10 protein-coding genes are annotated in these 16,132 nt (G+C 36.8%); 9 read left to right on the top strand and 1 reads right to left on the bottom strand.

Going from position 1 to position 16,132, the window contains the following annotated elements; genetic code table 11:
* Positions 1-124 precede the first annotated feature (124 nt).
* From EWM59_RS10790 to gldJ, 4 genes are all read left to right on the top strand, one after another.
* Positions 125-586: an Lrp/AsnC family transcriptional regulator gene (locus EWM59_RS10790; RefSeq protein WP_130020984.1), complete on the top strand. Its 462-nt coding sequence runs from the start codon at positions 125-127 to the stop codon at positions 584-586.
* 115 nt (positions 587-701) lie between these two features.
* Positions 702-1,583: a polyphosphate kinase 2 family protein gene (locus tag EWM59_RS10785; RefSeq protein ID WP_130020983.1), complete on the top strand. Its 882-nt coding sequence runs from the start codon at positions 702-704 to the stop codon at positions 1,581-1,583.
* A 196-nt stretch (positions 1,584-1,779) separates the two neighbouring features.
* Positions 1,780-5,139, top strand: a complete 3,360-nt coding sequence (mfd, locus tag EWM59_RS10780; RefSeq protein ID WP_130020982.1) for a transcription-repair coupling factor — start codon at positions 1,780-1,782, stop codon at positions 5,137-5,139.
* Between the two features lie 86 nt (positions 5,140-5,225).
* Positions 5,226-6,512: a gliding motility lipoprotein GldJ gene (gene gldJ / locus EWM59_RS10775; protein WP_130020981.1), complete on the top strand. Its 1,287-nt coding sequence runs from the start codon at positions 5,226-5,228 to the stop codon at positions 6,510-6,512.
* Positions 6,513-6,614: 102 nt separating this feature from the next.
* On the opposite strand, the gene EWM59_RS10770 is transcribed toward gldJ, so the two are convergent.
* On the bottom strand, positions 6,615-7,301 hold the full coding sequence (locus EWM59_RS10770) for a ComF family protein (RefSeq protein ID WP_130020980.1): 687 nt from the start codon (positions 7,299-7,301) through the stop codon (positions 6,615-6,617).
* Between the two features lie 40 nt (positions 7,302-7,341).
* On the opposite strand from EWM59_RS10770, the gene EWM59_RS10765 reads away from it, so the two are divergent.
* The 5 genes from EWM59_RS10765 (at position 7,342) to EWM59_RS10745 (ending at position 16,105) form a co-directional block, all read left to right on the top strand.
* Complete coding sequence (locus EWM59_RS10765) at positions 7,342-7,698, top strand: hypothetical protein (protein ID WP_130020979.1); 357 nt, start codon at positions 7,342-7,344, stop codon at positions 7,696-7,698.
* Positions 7,695-8,462, top strand: coding sequence for an exodeoxyribonuclease III (locus tag EWM59_RS10760; RefSeq protein WP_130020978.1), 768 nt, complete (start codon positions 7,695-7,697; stop codon positions 8,460-8,462). Before EWM59_RS10765 ends, EWM59_RS10760 begins: the two co-directional genes overlap by 4 nt.
* Before the next feature lie 315 nt (positions 8,463-8,777).
* Entirely contained in the window at positions 8,778-12,317 is a 3,540-nt protein-coding gene (locus tag EWM59_RS10755) for a DUF4175 family protein (RefSeq protein ID WP_130020977.1), read from the top strand.
* Positions 12,318-12,536: 219 nt separating this feature from the next.
* Complete coding sequence (mnmG, locus tag EWM59_RS10750) at positions 12,537-14,399, top strand: tRNA uridine-5-carboxymethylaminomethyl(34) synthesis enzyme MnmG (protein WP_130020976.1); 1,863 nt, start codon at positions 12,537-12,539, stop codon at positions 14,397-14,399.
* Between the two features lie 74 nt (positions 14,400-14,473).
* Complete coding sequence (locus tag EWM59_RS10745; RefSeq protein ID WP_130020975.1) at positions 14,474-16,105, top strand: Ig-like domain-containing domain; 1,632 nt, start codon at positions 14,474-14,476, stop codon at positions 16,103-16,105.
* The last annotated feature ends 27 nt before the right edge of the window (positions 16,106-16,132 follow it).

The raw sequence follows: 16,132 nt of genomic DNA, 5'->3' as shown, positions 1-16,132 counted from the left end.
TAAAAAATAGCAAGTACTTTTATTACACGCTGCAAAATTAAGGCTTGTCAGGTATATTTTTTGATTAAATTTCATTACCTGAACGCACAAATTAATTACATTTAAAACGTTAAACAGGTAAATTATGCAAGAGCTGGATGAGTGCGACAAAAAAATTCTGAGTCAGCTTCAGAAAAATAACAGAATAACAGCCGAGGAATTAGGGCAGATGATAAACCTTAGTACGAGTGCTGTGCAAAGAAGACTAAAGAAGTTGAGGGAAGAAAAAGTAATAGAGGCCGACATCTCTGTTATTTCTCCACATGCTGTCGGAATCAGTATTACCTGCATTGTTGATGTAACATTACATGTAGGAAGTTCAAAAGTAGTTGACACTTTTAAATCTCTTATTTCAGACTGCCATGAAGTTACCCAATGCTATTATGTAACCGGAGCTTATGATTTTGTAATTATTGTTAATACCAAAGACATGAAGCACTATGAGAATTTCTCTAAAAAGTATCTGATGGATAACCCGGATGTAAAACAATTTTATACCCATGTAGTAATGGACAAAGTGAAAGCAGGGCTTGGTGTGAATATTTAATGGATTAATGAAAACTATGATTCACAAAAATTGTTTCTATATAAAATATCAGACATCTATAGCAGACTTACACTCTTTACATTTTTAATTCCTTGCCTTAAAATTTAAACACCTTATGAAAAAAATTGACATCGAAGATTTCAAATTTGACGGAAGCGGGAAATTTTCTATTAGTGATACCAAAACCAAAATTAAAGATTTGTATGAAGACAAAGAAGAGTATGAAAATTCTTTAGCCGATCTGAACAATCAGATGGACGAACTTCAAAGTATGATGTATGCGCATAACCGATATGGTCTTTTAGTGATTTTTCAGGCAATGGATGCAGCCGGAAAAGATGGTACTCTGAAAGCGGTATTCTCTGGTGTGAACCCACAAGGACTAAGTGTGTATTCTTTTAAGCGGCCAACTGAAATAGAATTAGAGCATGATTTTCTCTGGCGCACGGTGTTACAACTACCACAAAGAGGAGCCATTACCGTTTTCAATCGTTCGTATTATGAAGAGGTACTGGTGGTAAAAGTTCACCCCGAAATTGTCACGCAAAACCAGCGGCTTCCGGTAGAGTTGACCGACGATATGGATAAACTCTGGAAGAATCGATATGAAGATATTACCAATTTAGAAACTTATTTGCATCGGAACGGAATCAGAGTGGTGAAGTTTTTTCTGAATGTTTCGAAGGAAGAACAGGCCGAAAGATTGATAGAGCGGATACAAGACTCAACTAAAAACTGGAAGTTTGATGAGCAGGATGTAAAGGAAAGAGGCTTCTGGAATGACTACCAACAGGCCTATGAAGATTTGATTAATGCTACCTCAACCCATAAGTGTCCTTGGTATATTATTCCGGCTGATGATAAGAAAAATATGCGGCTGATAGTAGCGAAGGCCATTGTACATGAGCTTAAAATGTTAAATATGAGTTACCCGGAATCAACGCCGGAGCGGCATACAGAGCTTAAAAACCTAATTAGCATCATTGAATCGCAATAATTTAAATATTCGCTATAAAATCTAATATTTAACAAAATACGATATAAGATACCCTAAAAATTGACTTTTAGAGGTAAATTAACAAAGTATTAATACCCCGAAAAATCAAATTCGGGTTTATTTTTTAAATTTGTAGTAAAATTCAGGACGCAGGATATCATTCTGCGTCCCTTTCTTATTTATAAAATTCTGAAAGGTGGAAGTAAAAGACTTATTAAAAATTTACAGTGAAGATAGCTTTGTTTGTGCAGCTATTGAGAGCGTAAAGGCAAATACAGCCATACAACTCAAAGGATTCAGCGGAAGTTTAGATGCCATTTTTGCGAGTGTCAACTATCAGATTAATCCACAGCATAATCTTTTTATATTAAACGATAAGGAAGACGCTGCCTATTTTTACAACGACTTGCAGAATCTCTTAGGAGAAGAAAATGTATTTCTTTTTCCGATGTCTTATAAAAAACCTTATCAATATGAGGAAATTGATAATGCAAATGTGCTTCAGAGGGCAGAAATCCTTAATCAATTGAATAATGATAAGGCCAATCTGATGATTGTAACTTATCCGGAGGCATTATCAGAAAAGGTGATTAACAAGAAATCACTCATTGCCAATACTCTTCAGGTAAAGGTCGGCGAGAACTTCGACATCAATTTTATTTCAGAGTTGCTCATTGGCTATGATTTTGAAAAAGCTGACTTTGTTTACGAGCCCGGACAATTTTCTATTCGTGGGGGTATCGTCGATATCTTCTCTTATGCTTCGGAATATCCGTATCGTATAGAACTTTTCGGCGATGAGATAGACAGTATACGTTTGTTTAACCCAGAGTCGCAGTTATCTATGCAAACGGTTAACCAAATTAACATTATACCCGACGTTCAGAACAAATTAATAGAGGAAAGACGTGAGACTTTTTTTAATTTTATTCGCAATACGAGTAATATATGGATAAAAGACGCATCTTTCTGTTTTGAGGTTATAGAGGAATGTTTTAACGTTGTTGAGCAACATTTCCAGCAGATAGTTAGTAGAAGTGGAGGCATTCAGGTCATTGAATCGCCAGATGCGCTTTTTGAAACACGTAGGGGTTTTCAGAACGAACTCAAGAAATTTAAAATCATCGAATTCGGCACAAAAAATTATTACAAAGATTCCGAAAAAGTAATCTTTCAAAGTAAAAGTCAACCGTCATTTAATAAAGACTTCAAACGGCTGATTGATAATATTAAAGAAAACCAGTCGAAGCATTTTACTACCATTATCTCGGCTGAGTCGGTTAAGCAGTTGAGCCGCCTCAATGCTATCTTTGAAGAGATTGACCCTTTCACCAAATTCAATTCTTTACAAATGTCTTTGCGTGGAGGATTTATTGATGAGCAAACCAAAGTAGCTTTTTATACCGACCATCAGATATTTGACCGTTACCATCGTTTCAAGGTCAGAGACAAATTCAGCAAGTCGAAAGCCTTAACCATGAAAGAGTTGAGAGCCTTACAGACAGGTGATTTTGTAACACATATCGATTATGGTATCGGGCGTTTTGCAGGGTTGGAAAAAGTAATGGTTGGTGATAAAGAACAAGAAGCCGTAAGATTAATTTATCGGGACAATGACATTCTATTGGTGAATATTCACTCCTTACATAAGATAGCCAAATACTCAGGTAAAGAGGGCGCACCTCCGGTGATGAGTAAGTTAGGTTCAGCCGAGTGGGAGAATAAAAAATCAAGGGTCAAGCGACAAGTAAAAGACATTGCCAAAGAACTGATTGGTTTGTATGCCAAACGCCGTATGGCTCCTGGCTTTGCTTTTTCAAGAGATGGTTTTATGCAGGCCGAATTGGAGTCCTCTTTCTTTTATGAAGATACCCCCGACCAGGCTAAAGCTACCAACGATGTAAAAGATGATATGGAAAAAGCGTACCCTATGGACAGACTGGTATGTGGCGATGTAGGTTTTGGAAAAACGGAGGTAGCCATTCGGGCAGCTTTTAAAGCAGTAGCAGATAGTAAGCAGGTAGCCGTTTTGGTACCTACCACTATTCTGGCTATGCAACATCATAAAACTTTTGCCGAACGATTATCTAAACTCCCGGTTAATGTGGATGAGATAAGCCGCTTCAGAAGCACCAAAGAGATTAATGAAACGCTAAAGAAACTGAAAGAGGGCAGAATAGATATACTGATAGGTACACATCGTATATTAAATAAAGACATTGAGTTTAAGGATTTAGGGTTGTTGATTATTGACGAAGAGCAGAAGTTTGGGGTAAAGGCTAAAGACCGATTGAAAGAAATGAAGCTGAATGTAGATGTACTGACATTGACAGCTACCCCGATTCCACGAACATTACATTTCTCGCTGATGGGTGCGCGCGATTTATCTGTTATTTCTACACCTCCACCCAATCGCCAACCTGTTACGACTGAAGTACACATATTTAAAGAAGAGTTCATCAGAGATGCTATCAGCTACGAATTAAAGCGAGGCGGTCAGGTGTATTTTGTGCATAATCGGGTAAACGACATTGAGTCAATTGCCAATATTATATTAAGGTTGGTACCAGATGCAAAGATAGGTATTGCACATGGACAAATGGAGGGTGACAGGTTAGAGAAAGTAATGATGAAATTTATTGAAGGTGATTATGATGTATTGGTTTCAACGAACATTATTGAGTCAGGGCTTGATATACCTAATGCCAATACTATTATTATTAATCAGGCACAAAACTTTGGCATGTCTGATTTACACCAGATGCGTGGTAGGGTAGGCCGTTCAAATCGTAAAGCATTCTGTTATCTGCTTACACCACCAACTTCTGTTTTATCAAGCGATGGGCGTAAGCGTTTACAAACCTTAGAAGAGTTTTCTGATTTGGGCGATGGCTTCAAGGTATCCATGAGAGACCTTGACATCAGAGGGGCTGGAAACCTTTTAGGTTCAGAGCAAAGTGGCTTTATTAATGACTTAGGGTATGAAACTTATCATAAGATTTTAGATGAGGCAGTACAGGAACTGAAAGAAAATGAGTTTAAGGACTTATTTATGAAAGAAATGACGGCAGCTGCCATAGATTTACACCTGCCTGACTGCCAGATTGAAACTGATTTGCAGATTATTATTCCTGAAAACTATGTCAGTAATATTTCAGAAAGGCTCTCGTTGTATAATCAGTTAGATAATATAGAGAAAGAAGCAGAACTACAAGAGTTTCAGAAATCTATCATCGACCGATTTGGCCCAATGCCGCAAGAAGTAGAAAATTTAGTTAAAATGGTGAGAATCAGATGGAAAGCAGAACAATTAGGTTTTGAAAAATTAACTTTAAAAAACAATATCCTAAAATGCTTTTTCGTTTCTTCAGAGAAAACAGAATATTTTCAGGCAGATAAGTTTGGCAGAATTCTTGATTATATTAAAAATAATCCAAAAAGATGCTCGCTAAAGGAAATTAAATCTAAACTTCTTCTTACTGTAGAAAATTTACAAAGCATTGACGATTTAGATAAATTATTGAGTGGATTTGTCGGGAAAGATAGTCTTTCTTAAATTATTGATTCTTAGTACATTAAGATATTTACATCAAATAACCTATTTTTGCAAAACGAATTCTATTAACAAAAATCATTCCGAAAATGAAAAGATTACTTTTTAGTTCGATTACGGGTGCGTTGGCTTTTGCGCTTATCCTGAGTGGCTGTTCGAGCAAAAAAAGAACGAGTATCGATCCGGGTCGCAATAGTACTGCTACCGGAATTGCCTATTCTAAAGACAATAAAGGTAAAAAACCTAAAAAAGGACAAGCTGCACAAGCTGATGGTTTTCAGGTAAACGCCTTTAAAGGTCAGCCGGCTGGTCCAAACCTTGTATATATTGAGGGTGGACGTTTTACAATGGGAACTGTGGAAGAGGATGTAACCTATTCACGTGATAACCTTGAAAGAACTGTAACTGTTTCTTCGTTCTATATGGATGAAACGGAAATTACTAATCTACACTGGCTCGAGTATTTACATGGTATTCAAAAGGATTCGTCGCAAGAATTTTATGAATCAGCACTACCAGACACTTTGGTTTGGGTAAATAAACTATCATTTAATGACCAGTTTACTGAGCAATACCTTCGCTACCCTGGTTTCAGGATGTATCCTGTAGTTGGTGTTTCATGGGTACAGGCATCAGATTACTGTAAATGGAGAACTGCCGCTGTTAATGGTGAAATGGCTGTTCGTTTTGGTCCTAAAGCTAAAACGTCTAAAAAAGACAGAAGTGCACCGACTACCGAAGCACCACAAGCTAAAACCGGGGGTCGTTTAGCTATCGAAACAGGTAATGTATTACCCGGATATCGTCTTCCAACAGAAGCTGAATGGGAATATGCTGCTAAAGCCATGATTGGTACACAATATATGGATGAAAATCAGTCAAGTCAGCGTATTTATCCTTGGGATGGTTCTTCTATGCGTAAACCTAAAGGTGGACAAAAAGGAACGATGTTAGCTAACTTCAAACGTGGTCGTGGTGACTTCGCCGGTATTGCCGGACATCAGAACGACGGTGGTATTATTACTATGGAAGTGTATGAGTTTCCTGCTAATGACTTTGGTCTTTATAATATGGCTGGAAACGTAAATGAGTGGGTTTGGGACGTATATCGTCCGAATTCATTTCAGGACGTAAACGATTTGAACCCGATTCGTCGCAGCGATTATTTGGATGAAGAAAGTTTATACGATAAAAAAGGGTTTAACTCTTTAATAGACAATAAACTACGTGTTTACAAAGGTGGTTCATGGAATGATGTAGCTTACTGGTTATCACCTGGTACTCGTCGTTACTTAGACCAGGATTCGGCAACAGCAACTATCGGTTTCCGTTGTGCCATGATTGCCATTGGGCCTAAAGGTAAACGTAAACTATAAGGTATATAAAATCTTAGTTTATAGAAAGACCCTTTCAGTTGAGAGGGTTTTTTGTTTGATAAAGAGTTTCACATTTTTGGCAAGCAGATAATTCTCTGACCATCAATCTGCAATAGCAATGGTTATCACAGAAACATCTGTACAGCCATTTTCTAATAAAGTTCCGGCAAATGCTTCAATGGTTGCGCCTGTGGTTAAAACATCATCTACAATAGCTATACGCTTACCTTTTATTTTTTCTTTGTCAACTATTTCAAAAGCGTCTTTCACATTCATAAAGCGTTCAAAACGACTCTTTCGGGTCTGTGTTGCAGTATTGAGTACTTTCTTGACAAGAGTAGGGTCGTAAGGCACTTCTAATGCCTTTGAAAGCCCTTCGGCAATACAATTAGCCTGATTATAACCTCTTTGTTTTTCTTTCTGCCTGTGAAGCGGTACGCCGATAATTAAATCTATCTTTTTATCGAAACCTGTTGCCTTTAAATCTGTTCCATATAACTCGCCTAAAAAGCTGCCCAACTCTGGTTTATTTTTATATTTTAGCTGATGTAACAAATGTTGTACCTTGCTTTTCTTTGAAAACCTGAGATAAGCTAATGTATGTGAAACAGCAATTTTACCCCAGAATCTTCTTTGTATTAGTTCATCAGGATTCAGGTGCGTATTTGTTCTCGGTAAACTAATGAGGCATTGCGTACAAATCAGTTTTTCTCCTCCTAAAAGTGGTTCTCTACAGGCTTCGCACGTTTTCGGATAGATTATATCTATTAAATGATTAAACCATTTCATATGCTTTCATTAAGTTTGTATATAGATATTAAAACAGCTAATGGTAGAAGAAGACAAATTAAAAGAAAACTGGCAAACATTATTACTGTTTCTGAAACAAAATCTCGGAAAGAAACCTGTGGATCTGAATGGTGTATTATTCATTATTGGCGTACAGGAATTGGGGCAGGGGAAGAAGTTTTTCTCAAAAGAAGAAAAACAGGATTTAATGCACATTGCTATCTGCAAGGTGCTGAGTTATGGTGGTTATTATGAGTTAGAAGGTAAAGATGAAGAAGGCTGGCCTCATTGGAAAATGATTAACCCTTTACCTAACTTTGATCTATTATCACAGGAAAAACTATTGAAACACTTTGTTATAGAATATTTCAGAAAAGAAGTCGGACTACATATATGAAAATTATCAGCTACAATGTAAATGGCATTCGTGCCGCCATCAATAAAGGGCTATTAACCTGGCTTGAAACCCACCAGCCTGATGCTATCTGTCTTCAGGAAATTAAACTTTCTGAAACCGAATTAGTGAGTCATAAATTTGAAGAAATGGGTTATCACTGTTATTGGTACCCCGCCCAGAAGCGTGGATATAGTGGGGTGGCAATTCTCAGTAAAGTAAAACCTTTGCATGTAGCATATGGTATGGGAATTAAAGAATATGATTTTGAGGGAAGAATGATACGTGCCGATTTTGAGAAATTTTCCCTTGTTTGTACTTATTTTCCCTCAGGTACGTCAGGTGACGAACGTCAGGGTATTAAAATGAAATTCGTTGAAGATTTTTTCGTTTATATTGAAAAACTCAGTAAAACCATACCCAACCTTGTATTGAGTGGTGATGTAAACATCTGTCATCAGGAGATAGATATCCATAACCCGAAGGCAAATGCAAAATCGTCAGGCTTTTTACCCGAAGAAAGGGCATGGGTTGGCAGGTTTCTTGATAGTGGATATATTGATACTTTCAGGTTTTTTAATCAAACTCCTCATCATTATACCTGGTGGTCGTTAAGATTGGGAGCTCGTGCAAAGAACTTAGGCTGGCGTATCGATTACCATTTTGCTTCTAAATCATTACAACTTCATTTAAAGAGTGCCGCCATTTATCCGGAAGTATATTTCTCTGACCACTGTCCGATAGAACTTTGTCTGGAGTTTGCTTAAAAACCAAAGAACTAAGTCTGATTGCGAGTTTTGGTCGATAAAATAAATGATTATAACGAGTTGTTTCAGTAATTATAATGTCTTTCTGTTAAATTTAGAATAGTATTCTATAAAGGCTTATGAGTTATCGGTAGAATAGGTTTCTACCGGATAAGTTTTTAAAGTTTACTCAAACGTAAATTTTCAATAGTGTTCCACAGCCATATGTTTCTATTTACTATAGCAGAAAGAAGGTGTTTTTAATTTATAATGTTTCACTTAAACTATTTCTTACCAGGTTTTTTCCTTTGAAAATCCTTAATCTTTTATAAAATCATGTCAAGTTCAGTTAAAGCTCTTTTTGAGAAGATTGACGAATACAAACGTCAGTACTACAAAAACCTGCTTATCAAAGGTTCTTTGTTTACTTTGGCTTTATTATTATCATCTTTTCTTTTACTCAACACCATTGAGTATTTTGGCCGTTTTAGCTCTGTTATCAGAGGTACTTTACTTTTTGCATTTATAGGCGTAGTGCTTTACTCACTTGTTTTCTGGGTGATTAAACCTATCCTATACCTTTTGCATTTTAATGAACCACTTACTTATGAAAAAGCAGCAAACGAAATTGGAAAATTTTTTCCAGAGGTAGGGGACAGGCTATTAAACACGCTTCAATTAGCCCAGTTCTCTGAAAAAGAAAATGCCTTGTTACAGGCAAGTATCAACCAGAAATCACAGGATTTAAAATTTGTTCGTTTTGCTGATGCCATTAAATTCAGTGAAAACAAGAAGTACCTGAAATACGCTATACCTCCTTTGGTATTAGTATTATTGATTGCGGCGGTTTCACCGAAGTTTTTCAAAAACAGTACTGAAAGAATCGTGTACTTCCAGAAAGACTTCGCTGAAGAAGCTCCTTTTAAATTTCAGATTACTAATGAAGAGCTAAAAGCAGTAAAAAATGAAGATTTTATACTCAATCTTAAACTCATTGGTAATGCTGTACCGGAAGCAGTATATTTGGTAGCCAATGACAGGAAGTTCAAGATGAATTCGGCTGATAACAAGACTTATTCTTTCACTTTCTCAAAAGTGCAGAATGCCGTTGATTTTCATTTTTTAGCTTCTGGCTTTACATCTAATGCTTTTGAACTGGAGTTAATCAGTCGCCCTAACTTACTTTCTTTTGATGTAGGCTTAAACTATCCTTCTTACCTGAATAAAGCTAACGAAGCATTTAACAATGTGGGTAACCTTGTAGTACCTGAAGGAACAACTGTTCAATGGAATTTCAAGGCTGTTAATACTGACTCTTTGTATCTAAGTTTTGATAATGAAGGTAAAGTATTAGCCAAAGATGGATTCGGAGATAATTTTTCTTATGCCAAACGTCTTAAAAATTCTTCTTCTTACCAGATACATCTTAAAAATGAATTTAGCAGTAACCGTGAAAACGTTGATTTTTATATCAATGTAATCCCTGACCGCTACCCACAAATTCTGTTAGAGCAATTAAAAGACTCTACCTTGTTTAACTACATAGTATTAGGTGGAAATATTACTGATGATTATGGCTTGTCTCAATTCAAGCTTTTCTATAAGGCTATCAGAGACAATAATCAGAATCAGCCATTTGCTTCTGCTGATGTAGCCTTTAATCGTTCACAGGTATCTCAAAGCTTTTATTATCAGATGCCTTTAGCAGACTTACAGTTGAATCCGGGCGATAAAGTAGAGTATTATCTGCAACTGTGGGACAATGATGGCGTAAATGGCTCGAAAAGCACCAAAACGCCTACTATGACGCTTGCATTGCCATCAGCCCGAATGTATGATGCTGAAATTGAAAAAGCGACTGAGAAAACAGAAGATATGCTGGAGAAACTGAATGAGAAATCGAAAAAGTTAAAAACAGAACTGAATAATATTGAAAACCGTCTAAAGAGTAAAAAGGATTTAGATTTTCAGGAGAAGAAACAATTGGAAGAATTAATTCGCAAACGTGACGAATTGAATAATGAACTAAAGACCTTACAAGAGCAGTTCGACCAGATGCAGGAGAAGGCTAATCGTTTCCAGCAACAAAGCCCCGAGTTGCAGGAGAAAATGCAACAGTTGAAAAAACTGATGAATGAGTTGATGAACGATGAAACCAATAAGATGTATGAAGAGTTGAAAAAACTCCTTGATAAGGATATGGATGAAAAGACCATTGAACAATTAGAGAAGTTGAAAAACAAAGAGCGTAACATGGACAAAGAGATTGACCGTACGTTGAAACTCTTTAAACAATTACAATTGCAACAAAAGGTAGAAAAGACTGCAAAAGAATTGGAGAAACTGGCCGAAAAACAAGATAAGTTAGGCGATGAAACTCAAAAACAAGAACAGTTGAATAAAGAGAAAGAAAAGGACCCTGCCAACAAGGATAAAGAGCAAGAGAAAGAAAAAGAGCAGGCTGGTAAGGAAAAGGATAAATCTGATGAAAATAAAGATCAGAATAAAGATGGCAAAAAAGACGACTCTAAAGACGGTAAAAAGGATGAATCTAAAGATGGTAAGAAAGAAGACTCTAAGGACGGTAAAAAAGACGATTCCAAGGATAATAAAGACCAGAATCAGGAGGGTAATAAAGAGAAGAGTGACGAACTGAAGAAAGAGCAGGAAAAGCTTACAAAGGAGTTTGAGGAGATGAAGGAGAAAATGAAAGATATTGAGCAATTGAGTAAAGACCTCAAGAAAGACTTAGACCCTCAGAAAGAAGATCAGGAAGAGATTTCGAAAGAGCAGAAGAATGCAGAGAAACAATTAGACCAGAACCAGAAGAATTCGGCCTCTAAAAGCCAAAAGAAAGCGGCTAATAAAATGAAGCAGATGGCTCAACAAATGTCTGAATCTATGCAGAGCCAGGAGATGAAAGAAATGGATGAGGATATTGATGCTTTAAGGGCTATTTTAGAGAACCTTGTGAAACTTTCTTTCGACCAGGAGGGCTTAATGAAAGACTTCAGAAATATGACGGTTTCAGACCCAAGATTCGTGAAACTTTCGCAAGACCAGTTAAAGCTACAGGATGATGCTAAAATCATCGAGGATAGTCTTTATTCGTTGGCTAAACGTGTATTACAGATACAATCGTTTATTACGAAAGAAGTTACTTCTATGCGTAACTCAATGGACGAAAGTGTGAAGTTTATTAAAGAAAGAAAATTGAATGTAGCCTCAGCTAAACAGCAATTTGCCATGACCTCCATTAATAACCTTGCTTTGATGTTGAGCGACACTTTTAACCAGATGCAACAAATGATGGCGAATGCTATGCCGGGTAGTGGCAAAAAAGGAAAGAAAGGCAAAAAACCTTCTGAAATGCCTTTAGGTGAAATGCAACAGAAACTGAATGAAGGCATGGAGAAAATGGGGCAGGGGAATAAGTCGGGCAGACAGATGTCGGAAGAAGCTGCTCGATTAGCACAGGAACAAGCGAAACTCCGCAAGATGATTCAGCAATTGCAGGAAGACTTAAAAGGTACTGAAGCAGGCAAGAAGTTGGGCAATGAACTGAAAGAGTTGGAAAAGAAAATGGATGAGAATGAAACCGACCTTGTGAACAAACGTGTAAATCCTGAGCTGATGAAACGCACAAAAGAATTGCAGACTCGTTTGCTCGAAGCAGAGAAAGCTATTAAACAACAGGAAGAAGACCCAACACGTCAGTCTCGTACAGCACAGCAGTTTAATCGTCAGGCTCCGCCATCTATGGAGAAATTCTTACAGGAGAAAGTGAAACAAGTGGAGTTAATTAGAACAGTTCCGCCTAATTATACTCCATTCTATAAGAAACAAACTGATAATTATTTCAGAAAAATTAAGTAACTGTATTTATTCGTAAATTTGTAAGGGCGTTCTAATGAGCGTCCTTTTTTTATTTTATCAGAGAACCTTCTTTCAGTTTTCATCGTTTTATATTTTTTACGATGCCTGAGTTTGGAAGATTTTTATCCGAAAGTTTATAACAAATTTCTGTTTCACGTGGAACACAATCAATTTTCACAAACCAAAAGTTTCACGTGGAACCATAAACAATTTTAAACAATGTTTCCAGAATATGATGTCATAGTAGTAGGGGCAGGACACGCCGGATGCGAAGCAGCATCTGCAGCAGCCACTATGGGCTCATCTACACTATTGATAACAATGAATATGCAAACCATTGCGCAGATGTCGTGTAACCCGGCAATGGGGGGCGTAGCAAAAGGACAAATAGTTCGTGAAATAGACGCTTTAGGCGGCCATTCAGGAATCATTAGTGACAAGACTATGATTCAGTTCAGAATGTTAAATCGCTCAAAAGGACCTGCCATGTGGAGCCCAAGATGCCAAAGTGATAGAATGCTATTTGCACAAGAATGGAGAGATACGTTGGAAAGTATCCCAAATCTTGATATTTGGCAAGATATGGCTACTGGCGTGCTTGTAGAAGATAAAAGGGTAATAGGTGTGAAAACATCAATGGGCGTTGAAATCAAAGGCAAGGCAGTAGTGTTAACCAATGGTACATTCCTGAACGGGAAGATACATATAGGAGAGAAAACCTTTGGCGGTGGTAGAACAGGGGAGAAAGCAGCCTATGGAATCACCGAACAACTGATAGAGTTAGGATTCGAATCCGGGAGGATGAAAACCGGAACACCGCCAAGAGTAGATGGAAGGTCGTTAGACTGGAATGAAATGGAAGAACAAAAAGGAGATGAAAATCCTGAAAAGTTCTCTTATACAGATACCCCAAGATTAACTAAACAAAGAAGTTGTTATGTAACCTATACCAATGAACAGGTACACCAAACACTCAGAAAAGGCTTTGACAGGTCTCCGATGTTTAGTGGCAGAATCAAAGGCTTAGGGCCTCGTTACTGCCCATCAGTAGAAGATAAAATTAACCGATTTGCCGACAAAGACCGTCACCAGATATTTGTGGAACCAGAAGGGTGGAATACCGTTGAAATGTACATCAATGGTTTCTCAACCTCTTTGCCTGAAGATATTCAGTATGAAGCATTACGGTTAATACCAGGCTTTAAAAATGCCAAGATGTTCAGACCGGGATATGCCATAGAATACGACTTTTTTCCTCCAACCCAACTTAAACTGACTTTAGAAACGCATCTGATTGAAAACCTTTTCTTTGCCGGACAAATCAACGGAACAACGGGATATGAAGAGGCGGCTTGTCAAGGATTGGTAGCAGGTATCAATGCACATAATAAAGTAAAAGAAAAAGAGGCTTTTATCTTGAAACGTAATGAAGCATATATCGGCGTACTAATAGACGACTTGGTAAATAAAGGTACAGAAGAGCCTTATCGTATGTTTACTTCAAGAGCAGAGTTTCGAACACTTCTAAGACAAGACAATGCCGATATACGCCTTACCCAAAAAGGATATGATTTAGGCTTGGCTTCTCAGGGTCGTTTAGATAGAATGATTCAGAAAAGAGAGGAGTCAGAAAAACTGGTAAAGGCATTGAAAGAAATGAAAATATCTCCAGACCAGGCGAATGGTTTTCTTGAATCAATAGAATCGGCCGGATTAAGAGAAAAATCATCCTATTACAGTATTTTGAAAAGACCGGAAATAGAATTAGGTGATATAAAAAACCTTAGCGATGAAATAAAAACCTATATGGATAGTTATGATGAGGAGGTATTGGAGCAAGCGGTAATACATGTGAAATACGAAAGTTATATTGAGAAAGAATTATTAATGGCAGAGAAAATGGCGAAGCTGGAAAACCTCAATATAGTATCTACTATTGATTACGACAAACTCACCTCAATTTCTATTGAAGCCAGACAAAAATTAAAGAAGATGAAACCGCAGACATTAGGACAAGCTTCACGAATAAGTGGAGTTTCTCCCGCCGATATATCAGTACTGATGGTACACCTCGGACGATAAGAAATATTAAATTTTCTTAATTACCCTCAAATGTTATTTGGGGGTTTTATTTTTGAAGTTCAAAGCAAACAAGCATGTTAAAGAAAAATCTATATCGAATAGTAGCGTTTTTAGTTACCTGTAATTTATTATTGAGTTGTGCACAGTTTGTACCACCAACCGGAGGGAAGAAAGATGAGATTGCACCGAAGTTGGTAAGATCTATTCCGGCCAACAAGCAGACCAATTTTAAAGGAAATCAGATAGAACTCTATTTTGATGAACTGATAGATGTTACAAGCCTAAGACAGGAATTAGTGGTTATTCCTGAACAGGATGGATATTTTGATGTGAAACCAAAATCCAATAGTGTAGTACTGAAGTTTGACAAACCGTTTAAAGATAGTACCACTTATACACTCAACTTTAAAAAAGGTGTAAAAGACCTAAACGAGCGTAATGAAGTTCAAAACCTTAAATTAGCCTTTAGTACAGGGCCAAAAATTGATTCATTAGAATTACAAGGAAATATAAAAAATCTGTTCACCAATCAACCTATCTTAGATGCTCAGGTTTCCTTATACGAAGTAAGAGATTCTTTAGACCTTAAAAAGTCTAAACCTAACTACTTCCTGAAATCTGATTCAAGTGGCAACTTTAAATTCGAAAACCTCAAAAAGGGAAAGTATAGATTATATGCCTATACAGATAAGAATAGTAATCTACGATTTGATAGTAAATCAGAAATGATTGCTTTCATAAAAGATACGATTAAACTGGACTCAAATATATCAAATATTAACATGGCCTTATATATGGCTAACAATGATAAACCGAAGAATCAGAAGACCTTACAACGGGTAGAAGACTTTACTGTAATTTATGATAAAAATATCAAGACTTATGAAATTTCTTTCGTGAATCCTGCTGATAGTCTTCCGTACTCGGCACAAAGAAATGAGATTAAATTCTACAACATCCCACTGAAAACAGATACGGTTAAAGTAAATATCACTGTAAGAGACTCTGCCAACAATGAGTTGACCCATTTGCAGAAAATCAAATTCAGAGATCAGGAAAGGCGCACAACACGAAGAACTAAGTCTAATAACTTCTCTTTTCAGACAGACCCTAAAACGAGAGAAGCAGTAGAAAAAAATCTTGTTCTTGATTTATACTTCGATACACCTATTGAGAAAACCGATTTTACTAAAATCAGATTATTAAGTGATACAATAAAGAACGAACCATTAGACGACAAAGCACTCATGTGGAACACCTATAAAACCCAACTAAAAATCATTAAAGACATTTCGGCCACAAGAGAAATAAAATTAGAATTTCTTACAGGGGCATTTATGGATATTAAAGGTGATTCAAGCGAGACAATGGTTTTAAGAAATCCAATTCTGAAACCTGAGGACTATGGAATTGTTGAGGGCGTGATTGACGGAAATCAGGAGAATAAAATCGTTCAGTTAGTAGATGAAAATTACACAATAGAAGTAGAGCAAAAAACAAAAGATAACAAATTCAATTTTATCAATGTGAGGCCCGGAGCATACCTATTCAGAATTATTGTAGATACCAACGGTAATGGCCAATGGGATTATGGAAATGTTGAAAAAGATATAGAACCTGAGAAGGTGTATTTTTCAGAAGAAGTAATAAGGGTCAAAGCTAATTTCGAGCTAAGAGGAATTAAAGTTCCTATATCTGATAAATGACAAGTATAAGTTATAAATCAATTAAAG

It is taken from the genome of Emticicia agri (genome assembly GCF_004168285.1).
In the GTDB taxonomy this organism is placed as follows: Bacteria; Bacteroidota; Bacteroidia; order Cytophagales; family Spirosomataceae; genus Emticicia; species Emticicia agri.
This window is presented reverse-complemented; position numbering and strand designations above follow the sequence as displayed.